The organism is Metabacillus rhizolycopersici, assembly GCF_020075705.1.
In genome coordinates this window covers 1-17,343 of sequence record NZ_JAIQUM010000088.1, presented here as the reverse complement: position 1 = coordinate 17,343, position 17,343 = coordinate 1, and the positions used below count along the sequence as shown (strand labels likewise).

13 protein-coding genes are annotated in these 17,343 nt (G+C 38.3%); 3 read left to right on the top strand and 10 right to left on the bottom strand.

The features are described 5' to 3' along the window. Window positions 1-360: 360 nt before the first annotated feature. From K9V48_RS23750 to K9V48_RS23740, 3 genes are all read right to left on the bottom strand, one after another. Window positions 361-1,092: a YybI family spore inner coat protein gene (locus K9V48_RS23750; RefSeq protein WP_438803918.1), complete on the bottom strand. Its 732-nt coding sequence runs from the start codon at window positions 1,090-1,092 to the stop codon at window positions 361-363. Window positions 1,093-1,403: 311 nt separating this feature from the next. Then, entirely contained in the window at window positions 1,404-1,550 is a 147-nt protein-coding gene (locus K9V48_RS23745; RefSeq protein WP_224141585.1) for a hypothetical protein, read from the bottom strand. A gap of 101 nt (window positions 1,551-1,651) precedes the next feature. Then, window positions 1,652-2,779: a 2-methylaconitate cis-trans isomerase PrpF family protein gene (locus K9V48_RS23740; RefSeq protein ID WP_224141584.1), complete on the bottom strand. Its 1,128-nt coding sequence runs from the start codon at window positions 2,777-2,779 to the stop codon at window positions 1,652-1,654. A 135-nt stretch (window positions 2,780-2,914) separates the two neighbouring features. Here K9V48_RS23740 and K9V48_RS23735 point away from each other — a divergent pair, with 135 nt between their 5' ends. Continuing rightward, window positions 2,915-3,778: a LysR family transcriptional regulator gene (locus K9V48_RS23735; RefSeq protein WP_224141583.1), complete on the top strand. Its 864-nt coding sequence runs from the start codon at window positions 2,915-2,917 to the stop codon at window positions 3,776-3,778. A 205-nt stretch (window positions 3,779-3,983) separates the two neighbouring features. Then, window positions 3,984-5,294: a CitMHS family transporter gene (locus tag K9V48_RS23730; protein ID WP_224141587.1), complete on the top strand. Its 1,311-nt coding sequence runs from the start codon at window positions 3,984-3,986 to the stop codon at window positions 5,292-5,294. An 83-nt stretch (window positions 5,295-5,377) separates the two neighbouring features. Here K9V48_RS23730 and yyaC read toward each other — a convergent pair whose 3' ends face one another. Next, window positions 5,378-5,965: a spore protease YyaC gene (gene yyaC / locus K9V48_RS23725; RefSeq protein WP_224141582.1), complete on the bottom strand. Its 588-nt coding sequence runs from the start codon at window positions 5,963-5,965 to the stop codon at window positions 5,378-5,380. 74 nt (window positions 5,966-6,039) lie between these two features. After that, window positions 6,040-7,176, bottom strand: a complete 1,137-nt coding sequence (locus K9V48_RS23720; RefSeq protein WP_224141581.1) for an AbrB family transcriptional regulator — start codon at window positions 7,174-7,176, stop codon at window positions 6,040-6,042. A 145-nt stretch (window positions 7,177-7,321) separates the two neighbouring features. Between K9V48_RS23720 and K9V48_RS23715 the strand changes: the two genes are divergently transcribed. Next, on the top strand, window positions 7,322-8,185 hold the full coding sequence (locus K9V48_RS23715) for a LysR family transcriptional regulator (protein ID WP_224141580.1): 864 nt from the start codon (window positions 7,322-7,324) through the stop codon (window positions 8,183-8,185). 46 nt (window positions 8,186-8,231) lie between these two features. Here K9V48_RS23715 and tcuA read toward each other — a convergent pair whose 3' ends face one another. The 5 genes from tcuA to K9V48_RS23690 all read right to left on the bottom strand — a co-directional run bounded on the left by tcuA (window position 8,232) and on the right by K9V48_RS23690 (window position 16,929). After that, window positions 8,232-9,734 carry an FAD-dependent tricarballylate dehydrogenase TcuA gene (gene tcuA, locus K9V48_RS23710; RefSeq protein ID WP_224141579.1) on the bottom strand — a complete coding sequence of 501 codons (1,503 nt, stop codon included), beginning with the start codon at window positions 9,732-9,734 and terminating at the stop codon, window positions 8,232-8,234. Between the two features lie 304 nt (window positions 9,735-10,038). Further along, window positions 10,039-11,535, bottom strand: coding sequence for an NCS1 family transporter (locus K9V48_RS23705; RefSeq protein ID WP_224141578.1), 1,497 nt, complete (start codon window positions 11,533-11,535; stop codon window positions 10,039-10,041). Between the two features lie 164 nt (window positions 11,536-11,699). Further along, complete coding sequence (gene solA / locus K9V48_RS23700; protein ID WP_224141577.1) at window positions 11,700-12,848, bottom strand: N-methyl-L-tryptophan oxidase; 1,149 nt, start codon at window positions 12,846-12,848, stop codon at window positions 11,700-11,702. Window positions 12,849-12,981: 133 nt separating this feature from the next. Next, window positions 12,982-14,781: a hydantoinase B/oxoprolinase family protein gene (locus tag K9V48_RS23695; RefSeq protein WP_224141576.1), complete on the bottom strand. Its 1,800-nt coding sequence runs from the start codon at window positions 14,779-14,781 to the stop codon at window positions 12,982-12,984. Window positions 14,782-14,787: 6 nt separating this feature from the next. Next, window positions 14,788-16,929, bottom strand: coding sequence for a hydantoinase/oxoprolinase family protein (locus K9V48_RS23690; RefSeq protein ID WP_224141575.1), 2,142 nt, complete (start codon window positions 16,927-16,929; stop codon window positions 14,788-14,790). Window positions 16,930-17,343: the final 414 nt, after the last annotated feature.

The following is a 17,343-nucleotide window of genomic DNA, read 5'->3' as shown; positions in this document are numbered from 1 at the left end:
AAAGAGGTTGTCCCTTTTTTGCTTCCTTTGCAAAAAGGACTAACAACAATTCTTTCGGTATTTTTTCTTCAAAACCCAACCCTCTTCGGGCTAATACAAAAGCAGCAGATTGGTGTATGGACAAGCCCATAGAAGCCTGTTTACTGATTAGAGGTAGGAAAAACATAGAAAATGGTTGTTAGAAATGCCCTGATATCTCTAACACTATGTGATTCACATCTTGTATTATTCAAAAAAATTCACCCATATTAGATGATATGGGTGAATGAAATACTATTAAAATAATTCCATCTGCTCAATTTTTCCAAGTCTTTCGAGAGATCATTATTTTTGAATATAACCTTGACGAAGATGATAATCTCAGTTATCTCCGCCAACTATCGCCACATTCTGCCGGTCTATAACAAATCCCCTGCCGTTCCATGTCAATACCGCCTGCACAAATCCTAGTCCGTCTGCATTATACCTTCCAGCTATTCGCTGGTATGCTTGAAGTTCATACGTTCCATCTCTGTTAAAGTCTATTGGGTATAAGCCTGAAATCGGATTCACCCAGCCTTCGATTGGTTCTTTCAAGGTACCATTTGCATTATAAATTTCCGCTAAATATTCCTTCCCTTTATACGTAAGGTCAAGAATATATTTTTTGTTTTGACTATAGCTGATCACTGAGGCTCTGTAGTAATCTTCATAGGAAACACCGTACTTTTGGCCTTCATTAAATATATCAGAATCAAAAATCTGTCTCATTCTACCGTTCCTATGAGCAAATACATACGCATAAATCGTACCGCCGCTTCCGCCAGAATCAATGACGACTAAAATATCATTAATCTTATCTCCTGTAAAATCACCAAGAAACAGCGTCGGGTTGTATCCAGCATTATTTTTCATTGCGATTTGTTGATACTGATTTGTTCGACCGTTTTGAATAACCAGCGTAATATTTTGCCAAAATGGACTATCAGGGGTCTTATTTCCGGTAAGAAAGACAGTGTCGATCATGCCGTCACCGTTAACATCACCGCGCTTTTCTGTAATAACGGTTGGTCTATTTTGTCTTGAAGAACCATTCTGAAGGTTCTCCTGCATGTTCACCAGTTCTCGTTCCACAGGATAGGGATATGTCATCAATCGTGCGTTATCAATCGGGTTCAACGCTTCTCCTATCATTCCCGCTCTCGCCTGCATATCAGCCAAACAGTACCAATAATACGGATCATTCGTTTCTTGAATTTTCATGTGGTAATAATTGATCGCTGTTCTTAAATCATTCGTATCCATTTTCCTTCACCTGCCTTTTAATCGGTAGTGAATTATATGCAGGATGAAAAGTGTTCAAGACAGAAAAGTTGACAGCGTGAAGGCAGCTAATGGAATCTACCAAAAGTTTGTTTTTAGAGTTATAGAAAACAAGGGTCATTAAAATAGACTATTTCAGATAGATATTTATCTCCTTCCATGTTTCTAAACGCTTCCCTTGCCTCTTTTTCTGTATGAAATTCAAACATCTTTATCTTTTCATTTAAATAGAGTGTAATTACCCACACGAACAGTTCCTCCAATGGTTTTCTGAATGTTATTCTCATGTGAAGTGAGAATATGATAGGCTAGTTTTCCATACAATGCTTGCACTTAAGTAGTTTTTCATTCACGCTAACATAGGAGCAACCTGATAGTTTTTCTTTGTATATACATATCCCTCCAAAATCATCCGTGCTGTACGGACTACCTTGATAGCCGTAAGATTGCCAGCGATTAAATCAACCTTTGTTTCCATGATTCCAGCTGGATGTGCTAATCTGATCACTTCTTGGTTAACGTTCATAATATCAGATAAGATTGTATCCTGTAAAAAAGCACCTGCAGTTGTACAGATTGCACCTGTTATCGCAAGTGCTTGATGTGGCTTTTGCATAGACATCATTCTTATTGTACAGTCCATATTTTCTGCTTTTCTCTCCACTCCGGTTACATCGATATAATCTGTCGGAGGAGCAATCACAGTCAGTTTTGGGACAGCAGGTGATTTTTTTGTTGCCTCTGCTCTTGGAGCGAATTGACACATTTCAGCTGCTATCGATCTAATTTCCTCTAATTCTGCTAGCTTTTCTTGTGTCATTTCATTAGGGAGTTCAGTACCCTTAAGACCAACATCATGTGCATGTACAAAAACTAACGGATTCGCTACGTCGATGATCGATACATCTACAGTGCCTTTAGATGTTTGAATAACATCAATAGAGTTCTCGGTTGGAAATAGTTTACCTGTTACTGCACCTTCAGCATTCGTGAATGATAGATAAATAGGAGATCCTGTTCCTGGTACTCCAGGGATTGAGCACATACCATCTGTTTTTACTTGACCGTTTTCCACTTCTACTTCAGCAATAATCACCTTTTGCGTATTTGTGTTAAAAATTCTGACCGTTGTAATAGGCTCAACCGCTGGTACAAGACCTTGTTCAATTGCATAAGGACCCACCGCAGAAGAGATATTTCCACAATTCCCCTTAAAATCAACTAATTGATTTTCAACACTTACTTGGGCGAATGTGTATTCAATATCAACCTCTTCTAGATTCGACTTTTGGATAATCGCAACTTTACTCGTTAACGAATTAGCCCCGCCAAGTCCATCAATTTGTCTGCTATCTGGACTTCCCATAATATCCAGAATAAACTCTTCCCAAAGCAAACGACTAGCAGGCATATCCTCATAGCGAAGAAACACACCTTTGCTCGTTCCTCCACGCATCACAACAACAGGCACTCTCATCTCATTAACCCCTTTCCAAAAAATATCAGTTCTTTTGAAAATATAGTATAATAGGTTATATCATAAGTAAAATAGATATTTTATTAGAAAAACGTAAGAAAAAACTTATAATCTAGTTTATTGGGGATGAGCATATTGGATGAAAAAGACTGGAATGCACTCTGTATTTTAGATCAAGAGAAAAATATTAGCCGTGCTTCAGAACGTTTATACATTTCACAACCAGCGTTAACCTACAGACTTAAAAATTTAGAGAAGGAGTTTGGAGCGAAATTATTTTTTAAAATTAAAGGGGGCATTGAGTTTACGAATGAAGGTCTGCATTTAGTCGAATATTCACGAGAAATGATAAAAAAACTACAAATCACGAAAGACAATATGATCAATTTGCAAAATGAAGTAAGAGGAACATTAAGAATCGGAGTTTCAAGTAACTTTGCCCAATATAAATTACCGAAAATTTTAAAGCAATTTTCAACGAATTTTCCGAACGTGCAATTTAATATTAATACAGGTTGGAGCACGGATATTTTAAACCTTCTTAATTCTGCGAATGTGCAATTAGGCATTCTACGTGGAAATTATGAATGGTATGGAAGAAAAACATTATTACATAAAGAAAAGCTTTGTTTGATTTCAAAAAAAGAAATAGAGATGGTAGATTTACCTAAACTCCCTTTTATTAATTACAAAACAGATAGTTCTTTAAAAGCTCTTATTAATGGATGGTGGCATGACAAATACTCTGAACCACCATTTATCATGATGGAAACAGATCGATTAGAAACATGTAAGGAGATGGTGAAAAATGATTTAGGTATCGCCATCGTCCCGCAAATTTGCCTGCAGCCTTCTGATAACCTACAAATTTACGAATTATCCTATCACGATGATGAACCAGTCTATCGCTATACATGGTTAATGTACAATCAAGATTCTTTAAAACTATCAACTGTTAATCATTTCATCAATTTTATAAATGAAAATACAGATATTTAAAGAGGAACAGAAAAGATTCCTCTTTTTCTTTTTGATTATAAGTTTTTTTTTAGAAAATTATTAAAAAATATATATTTTACTTATTTACCAACTTGTTTTATTCTGAAAATACGAATTATTACAAATTTGGTAGACGGTAAGTAGTTTAATAGTTTCAAATTACAAAATTGAAAGCGATTACTTTTATTAAAGGGAGGTCATTTATATTCTTACTTTTTTAGGAATTTCGATGGTTGTTGTTTTTACTTATTTGATCATGGCAAAGAAATTATCTCCTGTTGTAGCTCTTGTCATTGTACCAATTATTTTTGCTGTCATTGGCGGGTTTGGCCTTAAGCTTGGAGATATGATGCTAGATGGATTAAAAGTAGTTGCTCCATCAGCCGCCTTATTATTGTTTGCTATCTTGTTTTTTGGAATTTTAATCGATGCAGGTTTATTTGACCCACTAATCAATAAAATGATGAAATTTGTGAAAGGTGATCCTGTTAAGATCGCAATTGGAACGGCCATCATAGCGATGACAGTCGCATTAGATGGTGATGGAACGACAACACATATGATTACGATTTCCGCTATGTTAGCACTTTATCTTCGAATCGGTATGAATCCGCTTATTCTCGCAACGATCTCTTTACTTTCTGTCAGTATCATGAGTGGGATGACTCCTTGGGGAGGACCAGCTACAAGAGCCATTGCCTCTTTAGGGCTTGATGCGAATGAGTTTTTCCTACCACTTTTACCTACAATGTTATCCGGTATGGCGTGTATTCTTTTTATCGCTTTTGTTCTTGGAAAAAAAGAACGAGCAAGACTTGGTATAATCAACGTCGAGGAAATACCTCAGCAATCTTTACAATTAAGTGAAGCAGCTGCCACGTTTGCACTTCAGGATGATATCAAACGTCCTAAATTAAGATGGATAAACTTCATTTTAGTCGTAACAATTATGGTCATTTTAGTCATGGGATTAATTTCAGCTCCAATCCTCTTCCTCATTGGATTTGTACTTGCTGCGATGATTAACTATCCAAATTTAGAAGAGCAAAAAGAGCGTATTTTATCACACGCAGGAAATGCTTTAACTGTTACAATATTAGTATTTGCCGCTGGTATTTTCTCAGGAATTTTTTCCGGAACAAAAATGGTAGATGCGATTTCAAATGCGTTAGTGTCTATCATTCCAGAATCAGTTGGTTCTTTCTTTCCATTAGTCGTTGCACTAACAAGCATGCCATTTACTTTCGTGTTATCCAACGACGCTTATTACTTTGGCGTTTTACCGATCCTAGCAGAAGCAGGAGCAGCTTATGGGGTCAGTCCTTTAGACATTGCAAGAGCTTCTGTATTAGGACAGCCTGTCCATTTTCTAAGTCCACTTGTTGCATCGACTCTATTATTAGTAGGAATGGTCAAAACAGATATTGGAGAATTTCAACGTTATGCGTTTAAATGGACTCTTCTTTGTTCTTTAGTCATCATTGCTGTTGCTTTTTTAACAACTGCGATAAGCTAACTTTATCTCAAATGAAAACTTGAGCCCTCTCAAATTCGTTAGGAAACTGATTTGAGAGGGCTCATCTTTTTTTAAAACATATGTTAGTCAATGTTTATGTTCATTATGACCTTTACAATCGTTTTCGCAAGATTCATGACAGTAAACAAGCGGGTATCATTTAAAAATTGCGAAGTCGGCAAAGGATCGATATAGTTTACAAACCCCACAAAATGGTAATCCCCAACCGCTGGGAGCATTTTCTCAAGTGCTTTCCCAGGAATTAAAGGCCCCTCTTTAAACCGAACATGACCAACTTGATTTTGATCACCGATGGAGGCATCAATACTAAAAATGAGCGGCTTTTTAAATTGTTTATTGATCTCCTTCAATTTCCCTTTTAAGTTAAATGCATGAACAGGTTCTTCTAATGTACCGTATACACGAAAGGGAACGTTGTTTTCTTTCAGCATTGTCCCGACCAAAGGACCTAATGAATCACCTACATAACGATCAGAACCGATACATAAAAAGACAATATCGTTATCCTCATGTGATGATTGGCGAATGATTTCTTTGATTTTTAGTGCTAACATTTCACAATCTTTTTCTTCTGTTTTTCCATTTGCTTTCACATAATAGGAAGTCGTTTCTTCATTCTTTTTTTCTTTTTCGTAATAAAAAGGACACATAGCCATCCCCCTTTCTTTTCATCACCAACATACTACTGAAAAATAAAGATAGTAGCATCATTATATCCTAAATCCTATGCGGATAGATGTGGATGAGACTTCTTTTTGACCTCCAAATATTTTAGAAAACGAAAGAAAGGGGGAAGCGTAACGCAGACAGTCACGACCCTAAGCACCTGTACGGCTACGACAAATGTAGCGTCACCATTAAGAACGAGAGCCGTCGTCGTCATCTCAGCAATTCCACCTGGCGCAAAAGCTAAACCTGCAGTCAGGAAGGAGATTTCCGTCAAGCTTGAGACAATGTATGCACAGATAAACACAGAGACAATTAAACCTAATGTACTCAAGAATGAAATGATCAACGTTCTATGTAGCCCTACAAACATCGTTTTCGTAAAACGAGAGCCAATGCTTGCACCGATAAAAATTTGCGATACGATCATGAGGCTTTGCGGCCACCAAGCGACAAAATCATAGCCAATCAGTACTGATCCAAAGGATTTGACGGCTGCAACACTAATCATCCCGCCAATTAACCATGGAGCTGGAAACTTCAAAAATTCTCCAATATGATAGCCAATCCATGCGATACATACAAAGAAAATCGTCACGGCAAGTTGTTCCACTTCAAAGGTTGTTAATTCTGCAGGTACCACATTGTTAGACGCGTGAATCTCAGAGTGACCGAACAAAAATGAAATCACGACAGGAATTGTGATGATGACTAAAAAGACACGCATTGCCTGTATGATACTAACAACCCCCGTATTTGCACCAACCTCCTCTGCAATACCTGGTATGGAGGACAAGCCACCTGGTGCAGTAGCAAAAAAACTTGTTAACAGATCCAGCTTACTGTACTTCCATAAAACAAGACCTGACAGCAAGGAAAATAAAATCGATAAAAGAAGCATAATGATAATCGCTGACCAATTCTCTTTAAAAATAGACAGAACAGAAGTATTCACTTTCTGTCCCAATTCAATGCCTAAAATACACTGGCCCATGTATAACCAATATTTAGGGATTCCATTTCGGGTATGAGGCACATGCATAAACTTTGGACGAAGAATAGAGAGTAAAGCTGCGGCAAGGAGTGTGCCAATCATCCATCCTATCGGGAGATGTGTTAAAGAAATGAAGAACCCCCCTACTCCACTTACGATAACAAACCAAACAAATTGAAAAAAACGAGGATTTTCTTTCATTCTGGATCCTTCTTTCTAATTAAGTGAAGTTATTTTGTTTCTTTGCTTGTTAATTCAAATATAGTATAATTTTAGGAATAATTAAAATATTAATTTATTATCATTATTCATAAATAAATTTTATGACAAAAACGGAGGGATTCGCTTGGATGAACGAGATTGGATGGTTTTGCAAGCTCTCTATAGAGAAAAAAACATTACAAAAGCTGCTCAGCATTTGTATATTTCTCAACCCGCTCTTACAAACCGCTTACAGCAATTAGAAAAGGACTTTGGGGTGAAAATTGTCAATCGTGGCAGACGTGGAGTTCAATTTACTCCCCAAGGTGAATATTTGGCTAAAAGTGCTCACGAAATGCTACTAGCTATGCAAAAAATAAGGGAAAATGTACTTAATATGGAGGACAATGTAGCAGGTACATTACGACTAGGTGTCTCTGGCTTTTTTACCGATTACAAGCTTCCTAACCTATTAAAGGGCTTTAAGGAACAGTATCCAAATATTGAATTCAAGATCACGACAGGCTTCAGCAGTCACATCTCCCATTTAATTTACAATCAAGATGTTCATATCGGAATTGTAAGAGGAGATTTCAGTTGGAAGGATCAAAAGCAGTTATTATTTAAAGAAACCATTTGCATCGCTTCAAAAGAAAAAATCGATCTACATAACCTCCCCCACTCACCAAGGATTGATTATCATACTGACTCTTTGCTGAAGAATTCCATTGATAATTGGTGGACTGAACATTTCAGCCAGCCACCACTTGTCAGTATTGAAGTAGATAAAGCGGATACATGCAAAAAAATGGTTGCGAATGGATTAGGCTATGCTATTTTGCCCAGCATGATTTTAAATGATGTCCATGATATTTATAAAACCGACATCACAGACATGGATGGAAAACCAATCGTTCGAAATACATGGATGTTCTACCACAAAAATTCATTAAAATTAAACATTGTGAAAGCATTTGTTGATTTTATGGAAAAGGAATTTAAGGGATAGTAGATAAGCATCTGCCTAAGGATTGGCAGATGCTTATCTGAGATGGTTATAAAGTTTCTACCTTATCTTTCGAATAGTGTGCAGCAGATGTACCAGCTAATTTTCCAAAAACGGCTCCTGACATTAATCCCGAGCCACCAGGATAATTTTTGTAAAAGATTCCCCCAACCATTTCACCGGCAGCGAATAATCCAGCTATCGGTCTTCCCTCATCGTTTAATACCTCACCTTCTGGATTAACATGTAACCCACCAAAAGCAAAAGTAATGCCACAAGTCAATGGATATGCATAAAATGGAGCTTGGTCGATTCGTAATGCCCAGTTTGTTTTTGGCAGAGTAATTCCAACCGTGCCTTTGCCGTCTTTGATCGTTGGATTATAGTCACCTTCTTGAACAGCCGCATTATATTCTGTCATCGTTTTGATAAATTGTTCTTTATCAACTGACATCAATTCTGCTAATTCTTCAAGACTCTCAGCTTGAATATACGTAGCTTCCTCTAGGTTGTATTCCTTTCGCAGCATTGGACGTACTTGAGCATCAAATAGTTGGAAAGCAGAATGACCAGGCTGTTTTAATACTTCGCGGCCATATTTGGCATAGGTGTAATTCCTGAAATCAGCCCCCTCATCAACAAATCTTTTGCCTTCCTGATTAATCAAAAGACCAAGTGGAAATGAGGATTTTTTATAGATATCACCAGGCTTGTTAAAGTCACCAAACTTCGGAGCGTTATAATCTGTCCCAATCGAGTGACAACCAGACCACTCACCATATTTTTGTGCACCAACAGCTAAAGCCATCGTTATTCCGTCTCCCGTATTGAATTCAGTCCCTCTTACAATCGCTGCTTCCCATTCCTCTCCAAGATGCTCACTTCTCATTTTTTTGTTCGCTTCAAAGCTTCCGCATGCTAAAATGACACTCGAAGCAGGAATCGTAACGATGTCCTCCTCCTGATCTATTTTAATACCAGAAATTCGATCATTCTCAGTTACTAGTTCAATTGCACGGGAATTGTACCAAATATCAATTCCAATTTCTTCTGCTCTATGAAAGAGATGTTTGATTAAACCAACGCCCTTGTCTTCTGTTTTGATTGGAAGACCACCCCAAAAATGACGTTTCCCATCTTGTTCGAAGGATTGATTTTCAACATTCAACTCAAATTTTATCCCATGCTGACTCATCCACAAAAGTGTTTCAAACGACTTTGAAATAAGCTGATTGGCAAGTACAGGATCACTTTTCCCTTCTGTTACCCGCATTAAATCATTATAAAAGTCAGATTGTGTATATTCAGGCATGACAATCTTTTCTGCTTCCTCATCTGTTAGATCTGGGATTATTTTTCGAATGTCATCTAATTGATTGTAAGCAACACGAATGGCCCCGTCTGTAAAAAATGAATTTCCACCACGCTTTTCTGCTGGACCTCGTTCTAAAACAAGAACTTCTGCCCCCTTTTCCTTTGCTGCGATCGCTGCACACAAAGCGGCATTCCCTGCCCCAACAACTACAACATCATACTGTTTTACACTCTCCATATCTATCCCTCCTATTAGTCATTGCCTTTCCTTAACCTAATAGTATCGGAGAAACAGAGATTAATAAAATATCATTATTTTATCGAGTTCCATAATTAAAATTTATGGCTGGCATTTTGTGTGAGTATTAGACATAAGAGACAAAATGCCCTCTAATTCAGATTGGGTCATTGACCAAACCGTTTAGAGGGCTCTCAGAATCCACTAAAAAAATTCCCTTAATGTTTCTCACTGTCTAGTTGATAAACATGCTGGCATACAAAAAAAGCGAATCCAGCATAATTTCCTGAATTCACCCTTTCCATTATTCGGTATTAACTTGAACCCCATCGAAGACTTGTTCTTCCTTATAAATCGTTTTTACTGGGGTTCTAACAAACCCATCTTTTTTTCCAGAATATGTCCAATCGATATTTACACTTGCTGCAAGGTAGTTGTCATCAAAGTTTGATTCAATTTCTTGTTGAGGGTATTTTTTTAGAATCCAACCAGTCATTAATGCATAATAAAGAATTGCTCCAGATGCGATACCTATAATATAGGAGTATTCCATGAACAGAATAGCGAGTGCTCCAGAGACCACCCATGCGATAAAGCCTGCAGGATTAAAGCCTTTTGCATAGCGAAACTGTCCGTTTACCTTATATAAATCAGGTACATTCAGCCGTCTTTTCCGAATAAGATAGTAGTCGCAGAACATGATCCCTGCTATCGCCGATAATGTTGCTCCAAAATAACCAAGGAACACATATAAATTATCCAAAATGAACCAAGGCATTGAAAGTGAACCTATGATACCAGCTAGGACAACACCCATTTTGTAACTTAAATGGGGAGCTGCAGCATTAACAAATGCGAGTGCTGCCGGAATTAAGTTTGCCGCATTATTTGTTGACCATTGTGCTATGGTCACTAGTGCAAGCAATACTATCAATGAAAATCCTGTTTCATTGTTTTGAATAATGGTAATGGGATTCCAATCACCAGTTGCAATATAAGCGATTGCGCCAATAAACGCCATTAAAGTAGACACAACAGGAAGTGCAACTAATTGTGCTAGGAAAATATTACGGTTACGACTTCCAAATGATTTCGTTCCTGTTTTAACCTTCAGATAGCGTGAAATATTTGGGATATCAATAGCTAAAGCAGCCCATAAAGTTAAGTTTGCCATAAAAATCGCAAGCAGTGATGCATCCTGTCCACCGACAAATGTCCAAATATTTTCCCCTTGCTCTACAACCATTCCATCAAGATAAAAGTACATCCATACAGATATAGCAATTAAGATAGGAGCAGCTAAATTCGCAAAAGTTTCAACTGCTTTTATCCCTAGCGCCGTATTGACAAGTTGCACAATGGCAAAAAGGGTATACCATAAGATCCAATTATCGTATCCTACTAAATATTGAAAAATCCCATTAAGTGCAAGAGCGCCTAGATATGTTTGAATCCCGAACCAGCATGCAGCGACAACGCCTCTTGAGACTACAGGAAAGTGGGTACCAATGATTCCAAACGGGGCACGTAGAAAAACGGCAAATGATAAACCATGTTCAGTGCCAATATCTGCTGATAGGAGCATAATGAACCCGATTGCCAAATATGCTGCAAAAATCACGATTATACTCGTTAGCAATGGATAAGAGGAAACTGCATCCCCGCCAAATTGATAGGCAACAATCATCACAACCATCCCTACCCAGAGCATAAAATACCCAATCATACCCATCGTTTTTCCATTTGATCCAACCGGTAGAATAGATTTTTCAAGCAAATGATTCCCTTTTTCATTAGCCATATTGATCCAGCCTCCAAAATTAACGATTTCAAGATTTATTCACGATCTGATCTATCGATTAATAGCTTTAAAAATGAATGGTCTGCAAGTTATTCTGTTGGTCGATTTCTTGGAAATATTGGACAATAAATTTTAGATTTGGATGAACCTTTATTTCAAATTGTTTATTTCCTAACACTAGATTGAAGACTATCACGATGTAACGAAAATAATGATAGATCTAGTTTTGCTTCACCATTCATAGTCATTTGACATAAAACCTCGCCAATCCCACTTGCAAATTTAAAACCATGACCGGAAAATCCTGCGGCAATCATCACATGTGGATGACCAGGATATTGATCAATAAGAAAATGTCCATCAGGGGTTCTTGTAAACAGACAAGCTTTTCCTTGATTTAGTTTTCCTGCTGATTCCGGCATGTAAGCTTTTAGAAAATGGCGAACATCTCCTTCATCAAAGTCAAATGAGCCAAATTCAAGTCGTGGATCATCTGGGTTGATTGGTTGATCATCATCAAATCTGCCAAGCTTTACACCAGCGCCCTCAATGCTCGGAAAACCGTAATATTTCCCTTCAGGAACATCTACAAAAAAGGCAGGGAAAACGCTAGATTGATATAGATCTTCATCTGCCTTAAACCAAGCCACTGTTTGTCTGGTTGGTTTTAGCGGAAGATTTAATTCTGATAACAATTTTCCGCTCCATGCTCCAGCACAAACAACAAGTTTATCTGTTGAAAAAACTTGATCCTTTGCCGATACAATGGCTCCATCTTCTTTCATTTCAATATTTGTAACAGGGGTATTCGTTAATAATGTCGCTCCACTGTCTAATGCAAGTTTTCGATAAGCACGAACAATTTTCTCACTATATAACACACCTGAAGTTGGCTCATAGCAGCCTAAATAATCATCAGGTATTTCAATCCCTCTCCATTTTGCTTTTATATCTTTACCGCTAAGAACTTCGAAAGGTAGAGAGAATTCTTTTGCGCTTGCAATCGTTTCATCAACAAACTTAGATCCAACTGGTCCAAAACATAACACCCCTGTTTGTTCAAACAGTTTTTCATTAACTTGCTGCTCTAATTCATACCATAATTCCTGTGATCTTAAAGCTAATGGGACATATTCTCGTCCCTCTCCATATGCATAGCGAATAATTCTTGTATCACCATGATGACTTCCGTACACATGCGGCGGGTCAAATGCATCGATAAGTAATGTTTTCACATTAATCTTCGCTAAATAATAGCCTGCAGCCATGCCAATTGAACCGGCACCGACAATGATGACATCGAAATGCTTCATTGGTTTTCCTCCTTTTTATAGATCCTGTAGGTATTACTGCCGTTAAATGTAGGATAAAATGAGGGTACTCCTCATTATCCTAGGCACATCTATCGGTTAGAGTACTGTTTATTACTAAAAAACTGACTTCTTATTATTCTGAATAAACTGGAATCTCTTTTCGGTTGGCACGTAATGCTTCCCTTCTAGATTCAGTCGCTTTTCCATCTAGTTTCCCATCTGTTAAAACAACACCGTAATCTGAAAAAGCTGTTTCAGGCGAAATCATTTCATCTAATAAATCTTCATATACCTGGTTAGGATCTCGTTCAAGTGGATCTCCATAGCCGCCAGATGATGGGACGAGGATTTTCACGGACTCCTGAGCTTTAAAGCGATGACCATTAATTTTTGAAGGAAGCTCCTCTGGTGCCGTATCAGGATTTTTTATTAAGTTCGCGCTTGTTCCAGGTAGACCACCTTGATAGCCCCACGGACGAACGGTATGTTTATCCCCTTCCATCGTCATAAATCCATCTGTTAAAAAGCGATTCCATCGAACAATGCCTAGACCGCCGCGATATTTTCCAGCACCTCCTGTGTCTTCCCTTAGCTCGTATTGCTCACAAACAAGTGGTACATGCATATCTAAGTCCTCAATTGGATTGTTACGCGTATTCCACGAACTAAAGTCGACTGCATCCATGCCATCTTTACCTGGGCGCCCCCCATATGAGCCTTCATTTACTTCAATGTAAACCCAATAGTCATTGTTTTTATTTAGTCCTGAATAGGAAGCAAATTGGATGTTCGCTGCACTTCCGGCACATGTTTGTTTTGGCATGATAGGTGCCAGAGCTTTAATGATTAAATCTGCCACCGTGTTTACTTGGTTGCCTCGACTGAAGGTTGCAGCTGGTTTATGAGGGTTAAAAATACTTCCCTTTCTTGCTACAATCTTAATTGGACGAAATACGCCTTGATTAGCTGGTACGAATTCTTCATGTGTATACGTATCTAAAAAGATCGAACGTAACACACTGTATACACTTACACAAAGTGCACCTGAGTAAGCTACATTAAAGGCGGTTGAAACTTGGTCAGCTGATTTTGATACATCTACTTCAATCTCTTCCCCCTTTTTTGTCACTTGCACATGGACTTTAAGTCTTTCATCCAGGTGCCTTCCATCATGATCTAACCATGATTCCGCCTCATACACTCCATCAGGTATCTTTGCTATTTCCCTTCTCATCATTCGTTCCGAGTAGTTCATTAATTCCTCACATGCTGACAGCACAGTATCTTTTCCATACTTATCCATCAATTCAATATACCTCTTCGTTCCTAATCGGCATGCTGCAACTTGAGCTTCTAAATCACCGAGTACTTCATGAGGCATACGAACTTTCTGGCGTATGACCTCCACTAATGTTTCATTTCGTACTCCTTTTTCATACAACTTCACTCCATTTAGAATTAATCCTTCCGCAAACATATCTGGTACATCAACTAATAAACCTGGTTGTGCACCGCCTATATCTAAATGGTGGGCAGTTGTGCCGGCATATCCTACTAATTCACCTTTATAAAAAATTGGCTGAGATAATGAGATATCTGGAGCATGTGATGCCCCTGCATATGGATCATTGTTCCAAATAATATCTTCAGGGAATTGATTGTCCCCTAGTTTTTCTTGGAAACCGCGAATATAGCCTGGTAAACAACCAAGTTGCATTGGAGTAGAATCCGCTTCCGCCCAAGTGTCTCCATTTATTGCGAATAATCCCGCTCCAAGGTCTTCCGATTCTCGAATAAGGGATGAATACGCCATCCGCTGCATAAGATGTGACATTTCTAATGCAATCGTTCGTAGTGCCCCTCCGATAACTTGTAAGGTGATTGGATCAACCTTAATTGGAACATTGGCCTTTTCATTCGTATAGGTTTTCATCTACCATTACCTCACTTTCAAGAAAAATTGATTAACATGTTGAGCTGCTCCGCCTTGAATAACTTTAGGAGCGACAAAAAGCGTACCATTCGTCGAGACAGTTGCTTGCCATTCGGGTGGGACTAGGGTTGTTGAATCACGTTGAACAATGATCGCTGGTCCCATCACAATGTCATTTGCAAGCAATTTCGTACGGTCATACCGAGGAGTTTGCAGCCATCTGATCTCACCATCAACTTCAAATACTGTTTCCCTAACATACATGACCGCTTTTTCCGGATTCATCCGCTCTCCACTAGCTAATTCAGGTAGTTTTAATGTAGGAGTTTGCCCAGTTGAAATAACACGTAACGTAATTAATTCAACTGTATTTTCAGGGAATGAATGACCATATTCAATGAGATGAATATCATGGAATCGCCCCGCAATCATTGATAAGGTTGCTTCTTCTAGTTGCCCTTCAGGAATTGGAACACGTAATTCAAATCCTTGCCCCACATAGCGGCACTCTGCTATTCTTTCCATGCTAATATCTTCTGGCTGAATGCCATCTTGCATGAGCTGAGTATGTGCAGAATGTATAAGCTCTTGAAGATCGTTATTAATTGTAGAAATTGTTTCAGTAGTAGGTTGAGATAATGGAACAATTCTAGATTTGATAAAGTCATATTTTAAGTCACCTACTAAAAGGCCAGTTGCTGCCGTAATACCTGGATAATTTGGCACCATCACTAAGTTTGAGCCGACTGTTTCAGCTAGATCTACAGAGTGTAATGGTCCTGCACCGCCAGCTGCTAAAATCGCATACTCCCTTGGATCAATTCCTTTTCGTACAGAGTTTGCCCGTATCGAGAGGGCCATATTATTATTGATAACTTTTAAGATGCCCAGTGCAGCTTCCTCTACTGACATATTGAGCTGAGAGCAAAGCGTTTCTTCAATAGCTTTTACACTTGATTCACGTGACAACTGTATGTCACCGCCGAGGAATTGTTCAGGATCAAGACGTCCAAGTATGACATTTGCATCTGTCACACACGCATCTTTTCCACCTAGACCATAACAAGCTGGACCAGGATTTGCTCCTGCACTTTTCGGACCGACCCGAAAGGCACCTCCAGTATCAACATAGGCGATCGATCCACCACCTGCCCCAATGGTCTCAACATCGATCATCGGAACTAGCACAGGATACCCATTCACTTCAGCATCACGTGGATTAATCATTTTTGGCATATTATTAGGAATGATTGAGATATCTGCAGAGGTTCCGCCAATATCGACGCTTATGATATCGTTCACACCCTCTAATTCTCCCCACCATGCTGCAGCAAGAACACCTCCAGCCGGATCTGATTTCAACAAAGTGACTGGCCGAACCGCCGCCATTTCAGTTGTTGACATACCACCTGATGACTGCATAATATGTAGTTCTGCCTTGACTCCAGCCACATCGAGCGAGTTTACAAGATTATCGATATAATGATTCACCTTTGGGGCAACATATGCATTCATCGCTGTTGTGCTAAACCGCTCATATTCTCTCATTTGTGGAACCACTTCTGCGGAAGTAAAGCATTGGACTTCAGGCCACATCTCCTTCACAATTTCCTTTGCTCTTTTTTCATGTACATCATTTAAGAATGAGAAAAGAAAACAAATGATAATCGACTCAACCTTCGCTTCTTTCAGCTTTAAAACAGCTTCTCGAACTTCTTTTTCATTCAGTTCTGTACGAATATGGCCATCTGGTGCAGCAAGCTTTTCAAGGATTGGAAGGCGGTGTCTACGTAAGACTAATGGATTTGACTGCCAAGGAAGATCTTGTTGAATGGAAAAATTCTCTACTTTTTTGTGGCGAGCAAGATGTAAAATATCTCGATAATTTTTCGTGGTTAGCATTCCGACTGTAGCGCCATTATTTTCAATCGTAATATTCGTCGCAACCGTCGTTCCGTGAAGAATATAGTCAATTTCTGAGATGGGAATTTCAGCATTTTCACAAAGCTTCTTGATACCATTAATGACACCAATGGATTGATCCTCTAGCGTACTAGGTATCTTATAAACATGGATTTTTTGTTTTACCTCATCAACTAAAATGAGATCTGTAAAAGTTCCTCCTACGTCAACACCAATGCGAATCATATTTTTATCTCCTCTCTTTTTCTGTATTCCATACTTGTTTTTGTGTATCCTTATTGAATAGTTCACCACCAATACATTTGTTAGATTTTCTTACAAAACACCCTTTCCTGTTTTATTTGTTATAAAAAGTTACTATAAATGTATAGTATCCTAACATGAGATAGCTATCTATCGTACACACAATACGATTTATGATGCTTCACTACAATCTAAGTTGTATAGCATGCACAAGCAAATTTTCTATCTTTCCAAAAGGCTGTTTTAGTAAACTTTGTTGTTTTTAAACCTACTTGATTTCTAATTCAACTTTTCGAAATGATGTATCGTCCATAATCATGATTTATTGTCAGAACTTGAGATTTTTTGTCCAAGCTCAAGGTTTTATTGTCTGGTTTTGAATTTTATTGTCCGAAA

Bases quoted from the DNA above. Each gene is read 5' to 3' on its own strand.
- K9V48_RS23750 (WP_438803918.1), bottom strand. From the start codon at position 1,092: ATGCAGGAGAACCTTCAGAATGGTTCTTCAAGACAAAATAGACCAACC.
- K9V48_RS23740 (WP_224141584.1), bottom strand. From the start codon at position 2,779: ATGAGAGTGCCTGTTGTTGTGATGCGTGGAGGAACGAGCAAAGGTGTG.
- yyaC (WP_224141582.1), bottom strand. From the start codon at position 5,965: ATGTGTCCTTTTTATTACGAAAAAGAAAAAAAGAATGAAGAAACGACT.
- K9V48_RS23720 (WP_224141581.1), bottom strand. From the start codon at position 7,176: ATGAAAGAAAATCCTCGTTTTTTTCAATTTGTTTGGTTTGTTATCGTA.
- tcuA (WP_224141579.1), bottom strand. From the start codon at position 9,734: ATGGAGAGTGTAAAACAGTATGATGTTGTAGTTGTTGGGGCAGGGAAT.
- K9V48_RS23705 (WP_224141578.1), bottom strand. From the start codon at position 11,535: ATGGCTAATGAAAAAGGGAATCATTTGCTTGAAAAATCTATTCTACCG.
- solA (WP_224141577.1), bottom strand. From the start codon at position 12,848: ATGAAGCATTTCGATGTCATCATTGTCGGTGCCGGTTCAATTGGCATG.
- K9V48_RS23695 (WP_224141576.1), bottom strand. From the start codon at position 14,781: ATGAAAACCTATACGAATGAAAAGGCCAATGTTCCAATTAAGGTTGAT.
- K9V48_RS23690 (WP_224141575.1), bottom strand. From the start codon at position 16,929: ATGATTCGCATTGGTGTTGACGTAGGAGGAACTTTTACAGATCTCATT.